The organism is Roseovarius sp. D0-M9, from assembly GCF_037083805.1.
Taxonomy (GTDB): Bacteria; Pseudomonadota; Alphaproteobacteria; order Rhodobacterales; family Rhodobacteraceae; genus Roseovarius.
Window position 1 is genome coordinate 29234 of record NZ_JBAPKZ010000028.1, and the last position, 18000, is coordinate 47233.

The 18000-nt window shown below is 59.7% G+C and carries 18 protein-coding genes and 2 pseudogenes; 5 read left to right on the top strand and 15 right to left on the bottom strand.

All coding sequences use genetic code 11. From position 1 onward, the window contains the following. Positions 1 to 5: 5 nt before the first annotated feature. The 5 genes from V8352_RS16280 to V8352_RS16300 form a co-directional block, all read right to left on the bottom strand. Positions 6 to 278 (bottom strand): EutN/CcmL family microcompartment protein, encoded by a 273-nt coding sequence (locus V8352_RS16280; RefSeq protein WP_336425360.1) that lies wholly within the window; start codon positions 276 to 278, stop codon positions 6 to 8. Continuing rightward, positions 275 to 622, bottom strand: a complete 348-nt coding sequence (locus V8352_RS16285; protein ID WP_336425361.1) for a hypothetical protein — start codon at positions 620 to 622, stop codon at positions 275 to 277. The genes V8352_RS16280 and V8352_RS16285 overlap by 4 nt, the downstream gene beginning before the upstream one ends. Positions 623 to 717: 95 nt before the next feature. Then, positions 718 to 1329, bottom strand: a complete 612-nt coding sequence (locus V8352_RS16290; protein ID WP_336425362.1) for a hypothetical protein — start codon at positions 1327 to 1329, stop codon at positions 718 to 720. Then, the gene (locus V8352_RS16295; RefSeq protein WP_336425363.1) at positions 1326 to 2864 is read right to left on the bottom strand and encodes an aldehyde dehydrogenase family protein; all 1539 of its coding nucleotides are present in this window, start codon (positions 2862 to 2864) and stop codon (positions 1326 to 1328) included. The genes V8352_RS16290 and V8352_RS16295 overlap by 4 nt, the downstream gene beginning before the upstream one ends. After that, positions 2861 to 4141 (bottom strand): class-III pyridoxal-phosphate-dependent aminotransferase, encoded by a 1281-nt coding sequence (locus tag V8352_RS16300; RefSeq protein WP_336425364.1) that lies wholly within the window; start codon positions 4139 to 4141, stop codon positions 2861 to 2863. Before V8352_RS16300 ends, V8352_RS16295 begins: the two co-directional genes overlap by 4 nt. Before the next feature lie 134 nt (positions 4142 to 4275). Here V8352_RS16300 and V8352_RS16305 point away from each other — a divergent pair, with 134 nt between their 5' ends. Next, on the top strand, positions 4276 to 5067 hold the full coding sequence (locus V8352_RS16305; RefSeq protein WP_336425365.1) for a DeoR/GlpR family DNA-binding transcription regulator: 792 nt from the start codon (positions 4276 to 4278) through the stop codon (positions 5065 to 5067). 91 nt (positions 5068 to 5158) lie between these two features. Here the strand turns inward: V8352_RS16305 and V8352_RS16310 are convergent, their stop codons facing one another. From V8352_RS16310 to V8352_RS16325, 4 genes and pseudogenes are all read right to left on the bottom strand, one after another. Continuing rightward, complete coding sequence (locus V8352_RS16310; protein ID WP_336425366.1) at positions 5159 to 6214, bottom strand: acetamidase/formamidase family protein; 1056 nt, start codon at positions 6212 to 6214, stop codon at positions 5159 to 5161. 171 nt (positions 6215 to 6385) lie between these two features. Next, positions 6386 to 7427, bottom strand: a pseudogene (locus V8352_RS16315) (IS1380 family transposase). Between the two features lie 176 nt (positions 7428 to 7603). Next, the gene (locus tag V8352_RS16320) at positions 7604 to 9262 is read right to left on the bottom strand and encodes a BCCT family transporter (RefSeq protein WP_336425367.1); all 1659 of its coding nucleotides are present in this window, start codon (positions 9260 to 9262) and stop codon (positions 7604 to 7606) included. Between the two features lie 42 nt (positions 9263 to 9304). Next, entirely contained in the window at positions 9305 to 9718 is a 414-nt protein-coding gene (locus tag V8352_RS16325) for a universal stress protein (protein WP_336425368.1), read from the bottom strand. Between the two features lie 296 nt (positions 9719 to 10014). On the opposite strand from V8352_RS16325, the gene V8352_RS16330 reads away from it, so the two are divergent. Further along, entirely contained in the window at positions 10015 to 10218 is a 204-nt protein-coding gene (locus V8352_RS16330) for a molybdopterin-dependent oxidoreductase (protein WP_336425384.1), read from the top strand. A 221-nt stretch (positions 10219 to 10439) separates the two neighbouring features. Here the strand turns inward: V8352_RS16330 and V8352_RS16335 are convergent. The 3 genes and pseudogenes from V8352_RS16335 to V8352_RS16345 form a co-directional block, all read right to left on the bottom strand. Continuing rightward, positions 10440 to 11069, bottom strand: a pseudogene (locus tag V8352_RS16335) (tyrosine-type recombinase/integrase); the annotation flags it as partial. Positions 11070 to 11438: 369 nt separating this feature from the next. Next, positions 11439 to 11831 carry a hypothetical protein gene (locus tag V8352_RS16340; protein WP_336425369.1) on the bottom strand — a complete coding sequence of 131 codons (393 nt, stop codon included), beginning with the start codon at positions 11829 to 11831 and terminating at the stop codon, positions 11439 to 11441. A 171-nt stretch (positions 11832 to 12002) separates the two neighbouring features. Further along, positions 12003 to 12668, bottom strand: coding sequence for a sulfotransferase family protein (locus V8352_RS16345; protein WP_336425370.1), 666 nt, complete (start codon positions 12666 to 12668; stop codon positions 12003 to 12005). 100 nt (positions 12669 to 12768) lie between these two features. On the opposite strand from V8352_RS16345, the gene V8352_RS16350 reads away from it, so the two are divergent. Further along, positions 12769 to 13734, top strand: a complete 966-nt coding sequence (locus tag V8352_RS16350; RefSeq protein ID WP_336425371.1) for a LysR family transcriptional regulator — start codon at positions 12769 to 12771, stop codon at positions 13732 to 13734. Positions 13735 to 13800: 66 nt separating this feature from the next. On the opposite strand, the gene V8352_RS16355 is transcribed toward V8352_RS16350, so the two are convergent. The 3 genes from V8352_RS16355 to V8352_RS16365 all read right to left on the bottom strand — a co-directional run bounded on the left by V8352_RS16355 (position 13801) and on the right by V8352_RS16365 (position 16893). After that, the gene (locus V8352_RS16355) at positions 13801 to 14130 is read right to left on the bottom strand and encodes an arsenate reductase family protein (RefSeq protein ID WP_336425385.1); all 330 of its coding nucleotides are present in this window, start codon (positions 14128 to 14130) and stop codon (positions 13801 to 13803) included. Between the two features lie 419 nt (positions 14131 to 14549). Then, positions 14550 to 15665 carry a TauD/TfdA family dioxygenase gene (locus V8352_RS16360; RefSeq protein WP_336425372.1) on the bottom strand — a complete coding sequence of 372 codons (1116 nt, stop codon included), beginning with the start codon at positions 15663 to 15665 and terminating at the stop codon, positions 14550 to 14552. Between the two features lie 556 nt (positions 15666 to 16221). Continuing rightward, on the bottom strand, positions 16222 to 16893 hold the full coding sequence (locus tag V8352_RS16365) for an ArsR/SmtB family transcription factor (RefSeq protein WP_336425373.1): 672 nt from the start codon (positions 16891 to 16893) through the stop codon (positions 16222 to 16224). 84 nt (positions 16894 to 16977) lie between these two features. Between V8352_RS16365 and V8352_RS16370 the strand changes: the two genes are divergently transcribed. After that, positions 16978 to 17832 (top strand): sterol desaturase family protein, encoded by an 855-nt coding sequence (locus V8352_RS16370; protein WP_336425374.1) that lies wholly within the window; start codon positions 16978 to 16980, stop codon positions 17830 to 17832. Next, on the top strand, positions 17829 to 17996 hold the full coding sequence (locus V8352_RS16375; RefSeq protein WP_336425375.1) for a DsrE family protein: 168 nt from the start codon (positions 17829 to 17831) through the stop codon (positions 17994 to 17996). The genes V8352_RS16370 and V8352_RS16375 overlap by 4 nt, the downstream gene beginning before the upstream one ends. Positions 17997 to 18000 lie beyond the last annotated feature (4 nt).

Sequence of the window (18000 nt, forward strand, 5' to 3'; positions counted from 1 at the left end):
CTCCTTTAGCTTTTCCGGGACTTGCCGGTTTTCTGGGATGTTTCTTCGTCGATGGAGCCGATGATCAGCGCATCGATGGGGACCGTGTCCCCTGTGAAATAGGCAGCCGCGACCGAGCCTTGAGTGATCAGCACCGCTTCGCCAGGCGCGCAGCCCAGCGGATCGAACGCGATCAGGCGCGCGCCACTTTCCGTCTCGACCTCGAGGTATCCCCCCGTGGGCATCGTCGTGATCCGGCGCGAGGCCCAGATTTTTCCGCTGACGGTCGCGCGTATCATGATGCAAACCTTTCGATCCTAATGCCTCGACGCCGCGCTTCGTCATTGGCAAGCGGCGTGAGACAGCAATGTTTGGGCACGCGCAGCACGCGGGCACCTTGTTCCAGCGCCTCGATGTCACGCTCGGTCACCAGCTTCTTCGACAACTCAGTCGCCTTGGCACGGGTCGGATTGACGGGGCCGGTTACGATGCGCGGCGCAGAGGTGTTGGCCGGTGTAGGCATGGCCCCCAAGAACTCGAACCGCTGGGCACCACTGGTCACGGCAGCAGCAAAGGCCGGATCGTTTTGCGACCGCGTCACCAGATCGCGCGCAAAACGGTCCAGATCCGTGCTGCTTTGCATCTGCACCCGCTCCGGAGCTCGGTGGGGCGTCTCGGCCCTTAAGGCTGCAATTTCTTCGCGCAGAATGGCACGTATCTCGTCACGTATCGTGGACACTATTCGGCCCCCGCAGCACGCAGGGCACCCTCTGCGGCATTGCGCGCATTGCGCACATCTGCCTCAGTCCCTGCAAGGTAGAGCCGTCCGTTCGCACCGATCGGGCGCATGTCGATCACCTTGATATCAGCTTCTTTCTCGGCCTCATTGCAGGCCAGAACCGCATAGGCCGCAGATTGGCACTCAAGCAGATAGATGCTCTCGCCGCCCAGCACCATCGAGCCCATTTTATTGCGATTCATCAGAAAGGCATGCTGGTTCTCAACGTTGGTCACAATCTTGGACGCCAGGATTTTGGGCTTTGCCACATCGGCCACCGTTTGACCCAATTGTTCCATCACCGCCGCCGCGCCTGCCTGCACTTCGGCAGTCGAGCGCGAATGGAATTGCAGTGTGCCAAATTGACGTTCGACAACCAGAAGCCCGGCGCGCACGTCAGCGGATTTCAGAACTGCATCAGTCAACGCCTCCACATCAAGACCCGGCGCGATCTCGACGATTTGAGCGGCCATGCGCGCGCGCGGCAATGATCCGCGCATCCAGGTGCTGAGGTAGGCCAGCGTCTGCGGCTGCAACTGGTCAATGAAAATGGAGGCACGTAAGTCGGTCATTTTGCGCCTCCGGTAAGCCCTCTAAGCTCTTCGAGGATGAGCTGGCGCAGCATGTCGTGGTCCGTTTGCGGCAGGGCCGACGGGGCGCTGTGCTGCGCATGGGATTGCTTGGGCGCTGCAGCGCTTGGCTTGGTGTTCAGCACCGACAGGTCGAACTGGTCGAAAGGCACCGAGGAGTCGCTGTTATAGGCAATCCGCGTCCAATGAACGAGATGCTGAGGTCCGACATTCTCGCCCACCGACGAGCGGCCCGCAAACCCGGTGCCGACCATAAAGGTCGGTGGCAAATGTGTGGCAAAGCCAGACGCCCCTTGCGAGCAGGGCGCGTTGACGACGACACGGTAGACCGGCAAGTGCTGAGAGAAATGCAGCAGGCGGTCAGGCGCCTCGCCGTGGAAGGCCGCCGAATGCCCGCCGCCACGCCGTGCGATCTGCGCCGCAATCGTCATGGCCTGCTGGAAATCCACCGCCGACGCAAAGGTCAGGACCGGGCAAAGCTTCTCGCGGAAAAGTGCGTCATCCTGCCCCGGCGCAGTGATAACGGGCACCAGCACGCGCACCGATGGGCTGACGCGGATACCGGCCTGATCGGCGATCCAGACAGCGGACTTGCCAATAGCAGCGATGTTGAAGCCCTTGTCGGTAAAGAGATACTCGCGCAGCTTGTCGGTGTCCGTCTCATTGCAAATATGCGCGCCTGCGCTGCGCAGCGCGCGCTCCATGTTGCCGCGGTTGCTGTCCAGCGTCAGGACGACGCTTTCATTGGTGCAAAGAACGGAGTTGTCGAAACTCTTGCTGTCTACCAGCCGCTTGGCCGCCGCGTCCACCTTGGCTGACGGGTCGACATAGGCCACCGCGTTACCCGGCCCCACACCCAGTGCCGGGTTGCCGGACGAATAGGCAGCGCGCACCATCGGTCCGCCACCCGTGGCCATGATAACCGCGACTTTGTCGGACGCCATGACCTCTTGCACCAACGGCACCGAGGGATGTTCGACGCATTGAATGAGACCCGAAGGCGCACCCGCCGCCTCGGCGGCCTCGGCCAGTGTTTTCGCCGCATCGACACTGCATTCGCGCGCAGCGGGATGCGGGCTGAAGACAATGGCATTGCGGCTGAGAATGGCCATCAGCGTCTTGTAATAGAGCGTCGCTACAGGGTTGGTCGCCGGGGTAAGCGCAAAGATGACCCCGGCCGGTTTAGGCAGCTCGACCATCTTCTCGTCCGGCAGCACGCGAGGGCTGCAGAGATCAAGGTCGCGGTAGTGATCCAGGAGCGCGATGCTGCTTAGCTCATTCTTGATCTTCTTGTGCTCCACCACGCCAAATCCGGTCTCGCGCACCGCCCAATCAGCGTAGTGCCCGGCATTGGCATGAGCCGCGCGGGCCACAGCCTCGGCCACCTTCAACACCGTCTCGTGGCTGGCGCGGCCAAACTGGCGCACGGCCCAATGGGCGCGGCTGACCTTCATATGCGCGGTGGCGATATGCGGATCAGGAATGTCGAGGCGCGAAGTGTTCGGATCGGCGCTCATGCGGCTGTCCTCATCGTTTTCAGCAATTGACGGGCGCGAGGCATAGCTGCATCAAAACGGTCCATGATCTCTTGACAGACATCGACCCCCAGCATGACTCCCGGCTTGAACTGCAGCACCCGCTTGTCGAGCGAGGAAAAGATTGCCCAGACGCCGTTCTCATAGAGGGCACGCGACACGGCGACGGCCCCCTCCGGATGGTCAAACTCAAGCCCAAGAACAACGCCACGCTGCCTCACGCCGACGAAGATGTCGCTATGACGCTCCATCATTTCGGCCATGGCTGCGGCGAAGAATTCGGAAACGAAATGCACGTTCGAGATGATTTCGGGCCGTTGCAGCATCTCGATGACCTTGTGTCCAACGAGACAGCCCAGCTCGGCGCCGCCGGCTGTAGAAATGTGCGCTGCGCCATCCTCGGTCAGCCAGCCACCACACTCCTTAGTCACAAGACAGGCGGATATGGGGTAGATACCACCGCCCAAACCCTTGCCACAAACCATGATGTCGGGCTGGATGCCGTAGCCCTGCCAACCCCACATGACCCCAGTGCGCATCAGTCCGGTCTGCACCTCATCCGCGATCAGCAGCGTTCCATATTTACGGCAGATGCGATGGCATTCGCGAAGGTAGTCGTCATCTGGCATCGGAAAGCCGTAAGTGGCCGGGATCGTCTCGATGATGAAGGCGGCAACATCGCCTTTCTTCAAAACCTCCTCCAGTGCATCGGGGTCGTTGAAGGGCACGTTCAGAAATTCATCCGGCCGGTCGGCGAGGAAGATCTTTGAAAAGCGCTCATCGCCGGTAGCAACCGAGAGACCGGAGTGCCCGTGATACCCTTTGATGATGGAAACGATCTTTTTGCGTTTGGTGGTGTAGCGAGCAGTTTTTATCGCAATTTCAACCGCTTCTGCTCCGCCTGCCCCGAAAATAGCATACTGCATGTGAGGAGCTGTCTTGATCAGCTGCTCTGCGAAAGCTGCCCGCGCGACCGACGGGAACCAGTGGTTACCCATGTCGAAATAGTCGAGCCCTGATTTCAGCGTCGCCACCAGTTCAGAGTTGCGATGGCCGAAATTGTAGGTGCCACCATTCAGGTGCAGGTCAATCAGTCGTTTCCCCGACATATCGTAAAGGAAGTATTCCTCGCGCCGGTCGATAACCATCGGTGTTCCGGCATCGCTCCAGAACTGCACTTTGCCAGGATTCCAGTATTCGGCGGCCTTTTTCAGAAGGTCGTCTTTGGAGTCGAAGCTGAAAAATCCGTAGTTGAACACGTGCGATTCCCCCTCGTTCAGCCTCCACCTTAGCAATTGGTTTGGTTCTGGCAATTATTTTTGTGGCAAGTCGGTCATTTTTGATGAGTGACACCGCAAAGCACCCGATTATAAAGGGGCCGAAAGGAGCAAAAATGGCACTCTCCAAAAAGGATCGGCGACAGGAGAAGATCTTGGCGGCGCTAGACCGCAACCCGTCGATGCGGGTCAGCGAACTAGCCGAGACGCTCGACGTCTCATCTGAGACGATCCGCCGAGACCTGACACATCTGGACGATGCTGGTCGTATCAACCGCACTTATGGAGGGGCGGTCCGCGGGCAGGTCTCTGAGCCGCATCTGGCTGAGCGGCTGGGTCAGCATGTCGAGGCGAGGCAGGCTATCGCCCGCACGGCAATGAACCTGATTGGCGAGGCCGAAACGATCTTCATCGGGGGCGGAGCCACCACACTGCACTTCGCGCGAGCGTTGCGTAGCACCACGCGACGGCTAACAGTCCTTACCCCCGCCCACCGCGTCGCCGCCGAGCTGTCAGAAAATCCCAATATTCAGATCATGTGTCTGCCCGGCGTTTACGATGGAAAGGAGGGTTTGGTGACCGGCCCAGAAACACTTGCGGCTATCCGACGGTTCTATACACCGGTTGCCTTCATGGGCGCCTCTGGTGTCGATGCTGGCGGCGTCAGCGAAGCAATGTTGGGCCCCTCCGAAGTTTATCGCGCGATGATCGAGTGCTCGCAGGTGGCGTATGTCTTAGCCGACCAATCCAAGTTTGACCGACGATCGCTGCGATACATCACGGGCTGGACTGAGGGCATCCACCTGGTTACCGACGCTGCCCCCGCGGCGGAATTGCTTGAGCGGCTAAAAGCAGGGAATGCGGGGCTGCATTTGAGCTACGTCAGCCAAGCACCCGCCTCATTCTGAGCTATGGAAGAATATTGGCCATGCGACCGACAGAAATACGCGTTGCTGGCGCAACAAAAGGATTAGTTGATCAGCATTAATCTGGACCAGATCAGTCAAAGATTGACAGATCGAGAATGACGCTGGCAGTAAAGTTTGGCACGTTAACTGCCTGACTAATCCTCAGGTCTGCTGCTAGGCTGCAAATCAGATATGCTTGCTGGAAATCATATTGCCTCGTTTCCATCAAATGTTCGACCATGTTCAAAAGGGCATTTTCAACAGCTCTCTGCAAATCGGAGTGGACTGGTTCACCATCATTGTTGAAGGATTGACCTGTCGTGGCATGAAAATGTCGCGGCCTTTGCTGAGGCGGTGATCGGCTGAAGCTATATTGCGCGTCTTTGATGTTTTGTTCGCGAGCCAGTGCCTTGTGCACGTGGAACCTGCACAATAGCGTCGCTCCCATTTCCAAACCGGTTACGCACTCACCTTCGCCTTGCACAAAATGCGCGTCCCCGGTCGAAAAGAGCCCCCCATCGACAAACACGGGTAGGTAGAGAGATGCGCCTGCTGTCAGCTGTCTGATATCGAGATTTCCACCATTGGAACGGGGTGGGATCGTTCTCAAGCCATGTCGGGCAACAGTCTCAGTTTTTGGCACGCAAGACTGCGCGCTGCAAGGCTGCGACTCCGGCAGATTGAGGCGCAATTCGTATTCGCGGCTTCTTTCCAGCATGTCCATACTGGGCGCCACTCCCATCACCCCCATGAAGGGTGCGCCCCCAAACCTGACACCACGCAGCTGCTCGGAAGTGGCATAGCCGCCCTTGATGTCAAAATGGGCCAGAAACGGGCCTGGGCTGTGGTTCTTAAGGACCCCCAAAGTGTGATATTGTATTCCGAAACCATAGCTTTGGGGCAAGACATCGACGATCTCGACCTCCAGTAAGTCGCCCGGCGCTGCCCCTTCTACATGCACAGGTCCGGTGAGGGGGTGCATGCGTCCAGAATCCAGTTCCAAAAGCTTTTCGACACTACAATCGGAGGTGATCTGCCCATCGGCAGCGTCCCGCGTCTCCAGCTTCACTAATTCGCCAGGTGAGACCTTCAAAATAGCCGGAATTTCCGGGTGCCATCGATTGTGACCTGTGGCAGGTTCCTCCATCAGGTTAACCCGGATAATTCATGAAGCTCCGGACTTGTGCTCAGGGGGGCAGTTTCCTGGGGTTTGGGTTTGTCTCGCGCACCCGACGTCGGCGTCCGGGTGGCAGGCCGTCCGGTGACTTGGGTCTCGGGTGATGTGAGTTGATGTTTCGGGGTTGTCGGGGCGCTTGCGTCAGGCTGCTTTCGGTGGGGCGAGGGCGTCGAAGAGGAAGCGTAGCAGTCCCTTTCGCGGGCACGATGCCGGCAGTGTGACGATGATCCGGGTCTTCTTCTCGATTAGGGCCAACCTCGACGCGGGCGATGACGCGGCGTGGTTTCGCCCACGACCGGGCCGCGTAGGAGAAAGTCTTGAACCGGCGCACCTTTCGACCCGGCGTGCGGGCGTAGCGCGCCGCTGTTGACGCCTCCAGCGCCGAGATGTTCTGCGCCAGACGGCCGTTCTTTGACAGGCCGAAGATATAACGCAGTCCGAGCTCATCACATAGGTCCAGAACCTGCGGTGTGCAGTAGTGGCTGTCAGCCCGCAGCAGGATTTCTGTCTTGGGCCAATGCTTGCGGATCTCCCGGATCAACCGGCGGATATGGGCCGCGCTCTCGGCCCCCTTGGGGCGGCGGGCCGGGCGCAGCAGTGTCCCGACGAGCCGGCCTTCGCCGTCGAAGACGACGATCGGCTGGAAGCCGAACTCGTCGTAGAACGCATTGAACAGGCGAAGCTGCTGGTGGCCATGCACCGCGTCAAAGGTATCGTCGATATCGAGCACGATCCGCCCTGGAGCGCGCGCAAAGGACTGGCAGTAGAACCGGATCATCTCGCGGCCCATGCGGATCAGCGCGCGGGCGTCGGGCAGATTCTCCATGCGCGAGATCGTCGGCTGCGAACACAAGGCCGGCCCTGTTTCCGGGCCGCGCTCCAGTGCAATCCTGAAGCTGGGATCATTCCGCAGGGCTGTCGCGTCATTGCCGTCTTCATACCCCGCGGCGATCATCATGATCCGGAAACGGATGATGTCGCACAGGCTATGCTGAACTTTCGCCGGATCACGCGGATCGCGCAGGCATCCAGCGAACTGCTGCGCCAGACCCGCCTTGCGCTCGATCTCGCGCAGCAGGGTCAGCCCTGCGTCGGAGCTCATGTCGGCGCCATCAAACCCAAGCAGGATCGACTTGCCATTGAGGGGTGACAGGCGGGGCGTGAAGCACGTAGATTGGGCCATGGCGGAGGTCGTCCTCCTGAAAGCTGCATGTTTGGCGTCGACAACCAAAACATACGGCGTTTCAGACGGTTACGCTACCTCCGCCGCCTTCTCATGAATTATCCGGGTTAGCATGTACCATGCTACGATCAAAACAGATCCCGGCACCGCGCAGGGCGGCACCGAGATCGTTTGTGTCAGCGTGGTTCGTTCATCAACCCACGCACGACGGCGTAGCAGGCCGCCAGTAGGACGAAAGTGAACGGCAGGCCCGTTGATACAGACATCGCTTGCAACGCTGCCAGACCACCGCCCAACAGAAGCGCAATGGCAACCGCGCCTTCAAAGCTGGCCCAGAAGATCCGCTGGATCACGGGCGCATTGGTCTTGCCGCCTGCTGCAATTGTGTCGATCACCAGCGAGCCCGAGTCTGACGATGTGACAAAAAACACCACTACCAGCACGATCCCGATAAAGGAGGTGATTGCGGTCAGTGGCAGTTGCGTAAGCATCTGAAACAGCTTCAGCTCGAGCGCGGCGTCCTGCACTGCTGTGTAGCCATCATTGACCACTTGCCCGATGGCGGTGCCGCCCAACGCCGTCATCCACAGAACCGACAAAAGGGTTGGCACGATCAGCACGGCAATCAGGAACTCACGCACGGTTCGGCCACGACTGACGCGGGCGATGAACATGCCGACGAACGGTGACCAGCTGATCCACCACGCCCAGTAGAAAGCTGTCCATCCCGAGGTGAAGTTTGCATCTTCCCGGCCAAAGGGCATCGACAATGCAGGCAGATTTTTAGCGTATGCCAGCAGGTTGTCAAAGAACCCAGTGATTATCGCCAACGTCGGCCCGGCAACGATTATAAAAATCAGCAAAAGTGCTGCAAGACCCATGTTGACCTCGGACAGAACCTTGACGCCGCCATCAAGGCCACGAAGGATCGATCCGATTGCGATCAGCGTGATCAGGATGATTAGCAGGATCAGCATCGAACTTCCGGTACCCAGACCGAACAGGAAATTTAGACCCGCTGCTGCCTGCTGTGCGCCGATGCCCAAAGAGGTTGCCAAGCCAAAGACCGTGGCGAACACGGCAAGGATGTCAACGATATGACCAGGCCAGCCCCAAATGCGCTCGCCAAAAATCGGGTAGAAGGCCGATCGCAAAGTGAGCGGCAAGCCTTTGTTATAGCTGAACAGCGCCAGTGCCAGTGCCACCACCGCATAGATCGCCCAAGGGTGAAGACCCCAGTGAAAGATCGTCGCGGCCATGCCCAGACGTGTGGACTCAAGCACGTTGCCTTCCGCCCCACCCAAGGGTGCCCAATCTGTGCGCAAGCCGTCTTCACCGAAAACAACGCCGCCAAAAGAGGACGAATAATGCGACATCGGTTCGGACACGCCAAAGAACATCAAGCCGATGCCCATACCAGCGGCGAACAACATCGAAAACCAGCCGATATAGCCGTAATCGGCCGTGGCATCCGGCCCGCCCAGGCGCACTTTGCCCAAAGGCGACAGGATCAGACCGAAACAGACGAGTACAAAAATGTTGCCCGACAGAAGGAAAAACCAGTCCAGATTGCCTGTCAGCCAGTCGCGTAGTCCCACGAAAAGCGGTTCGGCGTCATTCTGAAACGCAAGCGCCAGGAATGTGAACAGCATGATCCCGACTGCAGAGATCGAAAAAACGATCTTGTGGATATCCAAATCCAACGACACTGCACCGCTGAAGTTGTCCTGACCAATGTCAAAATCGGTCTCGATGATTTCCGTATCACCCTCGGGTTCCGGAATGGCTTCGACCTCGGGCTCTTCAACCGTAGGCTCTTGTTTGTCTTCGATCATCTGGTGTCTTTCTTGTTTTTGGCGCTGATCATGTTTCTTGGCTCAGCGTACGACGAATACCGAGATCTCTGCATGCTCCGCAACATGTCCGCCATGCGACGCGAGTATCCAGTCCAGCATTCGGGGCGGATGGCTGGCCATCACCACCAGATCGGCACCGCAATCGCTCGCCGCCTTCAGGATTAGCTTGTTGATTTCGGCAGCCGGATCAGTGCTGACGACCGGCAGCGCCTCGGTCGTGATGCTGTGCGTGGTGGCCTGTTCTGCGGAAAAGGCCGCAAGTTTAGCCTCGTATTCCTTGGGGTTGTGGGCGACGTCACCAGGCGTCTCCTCGGTCACGCCCATATAGACGACACTCGCGCCATGCTGTCGGGCTTCTGTCGCGGCCACGGTCAATGCCTTTTGCAATCGGTCGAGATGGCCGAGATCGACGGGGACCAGAATTTTCTTGAACACAACTATTTCTCCTGTCTGATGCTGGTCGTTTTTATCAGCGGTGCCGCTTGCTGGACCGCAAGAACTGGTCGGGGTGGACTTCGAAAATCGATACCTTGCTCAAACTTCCTGAAAAAACGATGCCGCAGACTGAGTATGCGACGCAAACATACCTGTCACATACCTTTATTCGCCACGTAGAACCAAAATATTACTGATATACTCCGATTCCTGAGAACGGCGTTCCGCTGGGCACGCTGCTCGACGAGGTCCGCCTGCAACCGCAGGCGCGCTACATCGTCTTCCATCCGCAGACTATCCTCGCCTACGGCATGAACGACACCGAACTGCCGACTGGTCATGGTGCGCCGCTTCGTCTCCGCGTCGAGCGACAGCTCGGCTACAAACACGCCGAATTCATCATGCAAATCGAGGCGGTGGCCTCTCTCGACGGCATTGCGGCCGGACGCGGCGGCTTCTGGGAGGATGTCGGCTTCTACGATTGGTACGCCGGAATCTGATGGGATTCACAGGCCTGCGGCGATTTTTTCGGAAGGTCAGCGTTGTACGGGCGCGCTAAGGATTCAAGGCGAATGGCAACTCAGTCCGCGCTGCTGACCTGGGGCCCCTCAAGTATGCTGCACGGCGCCGCGAACGACCGCTTCGGTGAAGCCGCGCTGCCGCAAGGGTCTGGGCACGAATGGCGGCGCAGGGCCGTCCGCGAAGACGGCCCGCTTCTGTAAATTTCAATGGCCTCCGCAATCGCAAGAGCATCCTCAAGCTCGACATCGAGGTATCTGACGGTGCTGTCCATCTTCGTGTGACCCAACAGCAGCTGGACTGCACGCAGGTTGCCCGTCTTCTTATTGATTTGCGTCACCTTGGTCCGACGCATCGAATGCGTGCCATATGCGCTCGCCTCCAGACCAATCGACGTCACCCAGTCACGGACAATCCGCGCATACTGGCGGGTCGAGATGTGAAGACGTTCGTGAAACCGGCTGGGCCAGAGGTATTCGGACCCGACCATCAGCGGGTCTTGCATCCACCTTTTGAGTGAGGCCCGGGTGCCTTCCGAAATTTCGAAGCGGACAGGTTTCTGTGTCTTGCTTTGCAGAACCGATGCGTGTTCCTTGATCTGGCCAGAGGCCATAACATCCATGACCTTCAATTTGATCAGATCGCAACCGCGCAGCTTGCTGTCGATGGCCAGATTGAACAGCGCGAGATCGCGATGGTTCTCGGCCAGCTCCAGTCGAACTCTGATCGCCCAGACGTGTTTGGGCTTCAGCGGTTGCTTCTGACCGACGATCCGGCCCTTGTTCCAAGCGGGGCGAAGCGCGCGAATGGCCGGTAAGTTTGGTGTTTTCATGACTGATCCTCCGATCCGCCACTCCCTCCCACAGCGACAACCCGACGTTGACAACGCACTAAATCACGGGAATGCCGCATCGCCTCCGAGGTCGGCAGTGAACCCAAATCAACCACGGCGTCCCGGATCGGCATTGCGCACGCAGCGAGACGCTCTTTCTCATGCGGCCCGAAGGAGACATTCACCGCTTCAGTTCTCGCCGCGATGCAGCTTCACCGAACCGGCCTTTCGCTGCGGCTGTTCGGTCGGGACGATGCGAACTCACCGTCTGCGGGACAAAGCGCCAATTCGCGGCAATCTCAGGCATACCGTCTTGGAGAAAAAGCTTGCCTCAACAGGTCGTGTGCTTGGAGAGGCTCTCAGAGGCTCTCAGCGACATTCCAAGGCGACTTGTCTCTTGCCAGGCGTCGACTCGATGTCGCCGAAAGAGAAGACTGGAGTTGAAATCACGCCTGCAGCGGTCATGCCGTTTGCCAATACCGGATCGGCCGCCCAAGCCTGCGCCCGCTCCATCGTGTCCCATTCGAAACAGACGGTGACCACATTTTGATCAAAGGGATTGTGTAGAATGTAGAACGCCATCTCACCTACCGCACGCCGGGTTGGCAGGGCGTGGTCGAAAACCGCCTGCCATCGATCAAAATCTTCGACCTCGTGGGTCACGACCATCCAAGCCTCCTGGGTCAAGGCGGCTGGCGCTGAAAACACAGCCAGAGCGGTATAGGCGCTGATCGCCACGTGGTGACATTGTATTTTGAACATGAACTTGCTCCTTCTCCGTATCACTGGATCACAGTCATGCGAGCGCCGGATCGCCACCGAACAGGTTCCAGAATTCGGACCGGACATTGCGGCTTGGAACGTCGGTTTTCGGGGGGTCGAGCGCGCTCTACACCCGTTTGGGCACGCCGAACCTGCGCGTGACGACTCCGGTCAGCCTGTCGCGGCGGCGACCTGTGGCGCGGGCGTCTCCGGTTCGCCGCCGAAATGCGCCCAGAACTCGTCGCGGGCATGGGAGCGCGGAAACGGCGTATTCGGAACCGGCACGTCAAGAAAGCGGCAGAGCGGCTCCCAGCCGTCGGCGACGTTGAAGACAAGGAGCCGGTCGGCGGGAATGATCTCGCGGACGCGGGCGTTGTTCGCGCGGTAGCTGGCGATGGCGCTGTCGCGGTCGGTGAAGTCCGCAAAGGTTTTCTCGATCAAACCGGCCTTCGTCACTTCGAAGATTTCCAGCAGATGTGGCGGCAGCGCGATCGTGTCCATCAGCGCGAAATACTTGCCGATGGTGCCATTGAAGCTGGCCCACCAGTCGTCTTCCGGGCGTTCAGTGTGGATCACCTTCGCATCGGGAAAGGCGATGGAGGCTTCCTGCCAGACCGACGCGCCGGGCCAGTCGACCTGCGACCCGTAGCCGTCATAGACCTCGGCCCAGTCTACCTCCTGACCGGCGAAGATCGACTTCCAGTGGGCGAGTTGTTCGGGATGGGCCATCACTTCCGTCATGTGATGGGTCGGGCCAAAGCCGAGCGTTCCGAGGGCCTGTTTCATCGTCATCGTGCCGGTGCGGCCAAAGCCGGAGCCAATTACCTTGAGGGTCATCTCATTAATCCCTGTGATTGAATGATTGATGTTACGCTCCGGAGTGAGATCATTGTCTCACGAAAAGCGCTTTTTGGGAAACGAAACGGATTCAGGGCCCATGAACGAAATTCAACTCCATCGGATTGACCTGAACCTGCTTGTCACATTCGAGGCACTGATGGAGGAGAGCACGCTGGCCGCAGCGGCCGACCGGCTGGCGATTACGCCCTCGGCTGTGAGCCATGCGCTCGGGCGCCTCAGGGCACAGCTGAATGATCCACTTCTGGTGCGGGTCGGTGGGCGCATGCAGCCAAGTCCATACGCGCTCGAATTGATCGAGGACGTCCGCCCTGTTCTGCGCGGCCTGCGACGGATGCTCGCGCCGCGCTATCCGTTCGATCCAGCGACCAGTGACCGGGTGTTTCGGATCATGATGCCGTCGACTCCGTCGCTGGTTGCGGCGATCCTGGCCCGGGCCTGGCGGGAGGCACCGTATGTGACGCTCGAATGGGTGAACGTCAGCACACAGGTCTACGATGCGGTGGCGGACGGTCTGATCGATGTCGCGCATGTGGGTGGGGCTCTGCGGCTGCCCGAGGGCCTTGATGAGTGCGAGATGGAACCGTTCACCTGGTATAGCTTCGCCCGCGCGGATCATCCGGCGGTGATTGATTGGGGGGCAGAGGCCTGGGCGCGATGGCCGCATTTGCAGGTCAAGATTGCCACCAACACCCTGAGTCCCGTCGATGCGCGCAAGGACGATCCGGCGACCGCGCGGCGCGTCGGCGCGAAGATCGGCGAGTTTTCGGCTGTCGGGGCCGTCCTTGCCGGGACCGACCTGCTGACGACGCTGCCCGCCGTATTGATGGCGGGTCAGATGGAGTTGCACAAGCTGGTTGCGCTGCGCCCGGCGGTGACACCAGAGCGCTTTTCGGTGCGCTTCGTATGGCCGTCACGGCTGAGCCGTGACCCCGGAAATCTGTGGCTTAGAACCCTGCTGATGGATACATACGAGACAGTCCAGGCCGAGGCCAATGCGCAGGTCGAAGCGCAGGTGGTGGAACTCCCGGCGCCACCGGCCTGATCGCGAGCGGGCAGGTCCGATATTCAATATCTACCGCCCGCGAACCATGCCTCACAATTTGAGATATCAAACCAGAAGCAAAGCTCTTTGAACCGCCTCGTCCCAACCGAGGTAAAGCATATCCCGATCACGAATTTCTGGGCGTGCCATCACCTTGGGCTGGGCCGAGATTTGCGCCTCTGCCTCCGAGTTCTTCAGCCAATCATTGAGCCCTCGGTAGTCATTTGATTTTCGATCCACCAACCGATCCCCGAACTCTGCAATCAACTCAGCCAATTCAGCTTCGCTCAGCGGGCCGGCCCGGACGTCGCGGAAATTGACGTCCTTGCCGTGCGACTCCAACGCCTTTCGGGCCTTCTGAAAAACAGCGCAGGTGTTCAATCCATAAATCATCATGTTGTAATTCCCTCTGCCGATATTCTTGCAAGTGCATGCATCCACGCCGCCAGCGCAACTAATTCGATAGACGACCGGTTCTGACTTTGCGGTAGTGCCCTCTTGAAATGTCCACTCTTGGTAAATCTTGCCGCATTGCTGCGGCTGGTTCAGGAACTCGGTCGCCACCCGCAGGCACGGTTCGCTGCATCGGCGTTGAGCCGCTCCGTCCGCATTGTGTGAGTTCGAACGGCCCCCTATTTTGCGCTCGCAGCGAATGGCTGGTCTGGTGAAGCCGCGCCGCAGCGACGGTGACTGCAATGGATGTCTCTTATGGGCCGTTAGCACCAAGCGGGAAGAAACTGAACGAGCGTTCTGAATTGGGAGTTGGCGCACCGCTTATCGCCGCGCACCAACAAATGCTGTTTTTGTGGTCCCGCCTATCCCTCCGAAGTCTCGAGCACGCGAAGGCGGCTGTCCCATTCGCCACGATCGACATAGCAGCCGTGCAGGTGCCGGAAGCCGGTTGCCGGATCGAAAGCCTCGCGACCATGCAGAACGCGGCGGTTGTCGAACACGACCATCTCGCCGGCCCGCAGTTTCAGCGCGATGCCGTAGGCCGGGTCGCGCGTCATCTCCATGAAACGACGATAGGCGCGGTAGAAGGAGGTCATGACCGCGGGGTCCAGATCGAGAATATCCGCAAGATGCGCATTGAAGCAGATTTCGGAAACCTCGCCACGCGTGTCGAGGGTAATGACCGTCTTGCGTGAGCGAATGTCAGTGACATGGTCATGGAAACGAAAGGGAACCGTTACCGTCGAAAGTATCTCGAACGCCTCGGGATCGCGCGCGCGCAGGTCCTCAGCCACGGCAACACCGTCGCAAAACGTGGACCCACCCCCTTCGGCCTGGTTGGCGAGACAATGCAGGAACTGGTACCCGGGTGGTAACTCCTGGTTGGTCAGGTCGGTGTGCAGCGGAAGCGCATCCGAAGTGTAGGCGAGGTTGTTCGGCTCGGGCTTGGAGACCACCTCGAAGGTCAGGCCGAAATTGGTCTCTCGCAGGTGACCGACGCGTCGTGCGACCTTGATCCCGGCCTCGGTGGTGTCGGCCAGCCCGGTCACGATCGACAGCCCGTAGCGCTTGGTCTGACGCAGCCAGTCCGTCACAGCCTCGTCCGAGGTCATGAGGCCTTCCGCGTCGTGACGCGGCACACCCGCGCTGCCAAGGTCGGCTCGCCACGCGGCGGGAGTGATGTCCGCGGGATCATGGCGTGGCTGGCCCGGCCGGTAGACCTTTATCCAGTTTAGGTCGAACCGGCTCGGCTCGTCCTGATCGTTCCAGGTTATGAGGAGGTCGTCGGACGTTACCTCGGCTTTGCATGGTTTGAGGTCGAGTGGCACGACCGTGAGATCGAAGGTGCGCTCGCCGGTTGTCGGGTGGAAGCCCGAAGGGTCAGTATCGCGCAGCCAGATGTAGGGGAAGTCGCCGACGGTTCCATCTGACCATCGGATTTCGAGGCCCTCGGCCCCGGTGGTGAGGGTGGGTTGCATGTGTGTCTCCGGTAAAGCTGTTGTGGTCAGGCGTGACGGATCAGCCGCCCTGCGGGGGCGGCCACCACGCGTGGGCCTTCGCATGAGGATGGCCCGGACATCTTCCCAGGACGGTGCACATGTCTTCCTGTTACCTTGCTTCTAAGATGAGCAAAACACGACTGCACCGGTCGGCGCAAGCAGATCGTGAGATGTGAATTCCTGTCTACGACACCATGCTGCGACGTCCGCGGAATGACCGCTTTGGAGAACGCCGCCGCGCAACATCCGCGAGGGTAGAGTGGCGGCTCTGGTCCGATCTCGACCGGCTCGCCTTCCCTCGCGAAGGGCGGAAAGTGTGCATTCGCTGCGTCGGGCACGAATGGCTGCAATGCGCAAAATGCGGATTTGCGCGTCCTGATCGATGGACGCAGGTAATGCAATGTGGTCGCATCAAAGCGCTCAAGTATTTGTCAGCCGATGCTGGATTACGCCTACTTTAGACTGGTCGGTTCCCAAGCTGATCACCAAATTACCTAATCCGGAATCGGAGTGGTCACATTTCAGGCTTCGATTATTACTCCGGTGTTGCCTCGGTCAGCACGGGCCGCCCCTCTTCACGCCATTCAGGAAGTCCGCCGTCAAGCCGCTTTGCGTTCAGCCCATGCTTGCGCAGGGCAGCGACCGCCTGATGGGCATAGATGCAATAAGGGCCGCGGCAATAGGCGACGATCTCGGTGCCGGGGTCGAGCGCGGGCAGGATATGCTCGAGGTCAGCCAGCGTGATGTTGCGCGCGCCGGGGATATGGGCGCTGGCGTATTCATCTGCGGGGCGCACGTCCAGAACCGTGACGGACCCTTCGGCCAGTCGTGCCGCCAGCTCATCGCGGCTCACCGGTTCGGGCGCGTCTTGCCCATCTGACAGACCGAGCAGGATGCGGTCGACCTGTGCCAAGTTCCGCTCGGCCACAATGCGCAGCAGGTCCATCAGCTGAAGCGTCTTGGCATCTGTCAGCCTGTAGATCACCGCCTTGCCGTCGCGGCGGCTGGTGACCAGCGCTGCGCGGCGCAGCTGTTGGAGATGCTGTGAGCAATTGGCGACGGTCAGGCCGGTCTTGTCGGCCAGCGCCTCCACCCCGCGTTCTCCTTGCGCCAGTTGTTCCAGCAGCGAAAGCCGCGCTGGCGCCGACAGGGCGCGGGCGACAAGCGCATATTCCTCAAGCAGGGCTGTCTTCGGGCTGGTTGACACTGGGAACTCCAAGATCTAATCATTCAAGTGTTTCATTGAATGTTAGCTATTTTGCCGCTTTCCGCAACCCCAAGGGTCATGACCATGTCCGAAACCATCCTGTCCGCCGAGCCCGCGATCCGCCTCAGTATCTTCCTTGGCGTTCTGGCGGCGATGGCACTCTGGGAGGTGGCGGCCCCACGGCGGCGGCGTGACATTCCGCGGGTGGTCCGCTGGACGAACAACCTGGGCCTCGTCGTGCTCGACACCGTGATCCTGCGGTTGACCTTTCCAATTATCGCGGTCGGTCTTGCCGTGATGGCCGAGGACAGCGGCTGGGGTCTGTTCAACAACATCGATGCGCCCGTGTGGGCAGCCATCGTCGTCTCGATGCTTCTGCTCGATCTGGCGATCTATCTTCAGCACGTGATGTTCCATGCGATCCCCGGCCTGTGGCGGCTGCACCGGATGCACCATGCGGATCTTGATTTCGACGCGACGACGGGCCTGCGCTTTCACCCTGTCGAGATCCTGATCTCGATGGGCATCAAGCTGGCGGTTGTTGCCGCGCTTGGCCCACCCGCCATTGCCGTGCTGCTGTTCGAGGTGATCCTGAACGCCACGGCCCTGTTCAACCACGCCAATATCGACCTGCCGCGCCCGGTGGACCGCGTGCTGCGCTTGTTCGTCGTCACCCCCGACATGCACCGCGTCCATCATTCGGTTGATCCGCGCGAGACCAATTCGAACTACGGCTTCAACCTGCCGTGGTGGGACAGGCTGCTGGGCACCTATATCGCCCAGCCCGCAGAGGGGCATGAGGGCATGGACATCGGCATCGAACAATTCCGCACACGTCGTGACCTCTGGCTTGATCGGATGCTGATCCAGCCCGTCCGTGGCCCGGCAAGTGGTCATGCGCTCGATCCACGGAGCACGAAAAAGGAGCCCGCCGAATGACCTCCAGCGACTTCACGCGCGGCAAGGGGCACGTTTTGATGTGCGGCACCTGCATGGACGCGCGCGGTTTGGCCGAGAGCGACATGATGGAGGGGCCAACGCGGTCCACCATGGACGAACTCGCCCAAGCGACGCTGGCTGCCGACAAGGTGCTGACATTCTGATCGC

Excerpts from the sequence above, each read along its gene's own strand:
- V8352_RS16340 (WP_336425369.1), bottom strand. The coding sequence starts at position 11,831 with ATGTTCAAAATACAATGTCACCACGTGGCGATCAGCGCCTATACCGCT.
- V8352_RS16360 (WP_336425372.1), bottom strand. The coding sequence starts at position 15,665 with ATGCAACCCACCCTCACCACCGGGGCCGAGGGCCTCGAAATCCGATGG.
- V8352_RS16285 (WP_336425361.1), bottom strand. The coding sequence starts at position 622 with ATGCAAAGCAGCACGGATCTGGACCGTTTTGCGCGCGATCTGGTGACG.
- V8352_RS16345 (WP_336425370.1), bottom strand. The coding sequence starts at position 12,668 with ATGACCCTCAAGGTAATTGGCTCCGGCTTTGGCCGCACCGGCACGATG.
- V8352_RS16295 (WP_336425363.1), bottom strand. The coding sequence starts at position 2,864 with ATGAGCGCCGATCCGAACACTTCGCGCCTCGACATTCCTGATCCGCAT.
- V8352_RS16290 (WP_336425362.1), bottom strand. The coding sequence starts at position 1,329 with ATGACCGACTTACGTGCCTCCATTTTCATTGACCAGTTGCAGCCGCAG.
- V8352_RS16375 (WP_336425375.1), top strand. The coding sequence starts at position 17,829 with ATGACCTCCAGCGACTTCACGCGCGGCAAGGGGCACGTTTTGATGTGC.
- V8352_RS16350 (WP_336425371.1), top strand. The coding sequence starts at position 12,769 with ATGAACGAAATTCAACTCCATCGGATTGACCTGAACCTGCTTGTCACA.
- V8352_RS16355 (WP_336425385.1), bottom strand. The coding sequence starts at position 14,130 with ATGATGATTTATGGATTGAACACCTGCGCTGTTTTTCAGAAGGCCCGA.
- V8352_RS16305 (WP_336425365.1), top strand. The coding sequence starts at position 4,276 with ATGGCACTCTCCAAAAAGGATCGGCGACAGGAGAAGATCTTGGCGGCG.
- V8352_RS16280 (WP_336425360.1), bottom strand. The coding sequence starts at position 278 with ATGATACGCGCGACCGTCAGCGGAAAAATCTGGGCCTCGCGCCGGATC.
- V8352_RS16320 (WP_336425367.1), bottom strand. The coding sequence starts at position 9,262 with ATGATCGAAGACAAACAAGAGCCTACGGTTGAAGAGCCCGAGGTCGAA.
- V8352_RS16310 (WP_336425366.1), bottom strand. The coding sequence starts at position 6,214 with ATGGAGGAACCTGCCACAGGTCACAATCGATGGCACCCGGAAATTCCG.
- V8352_RS16370 (WP_336425374.1), top strand. The coding sequence starts at position 16,978 with ATGTCCGAAACCATCCTGTCCGCCGAGCCCGCGATCCGCCTCAGTATC.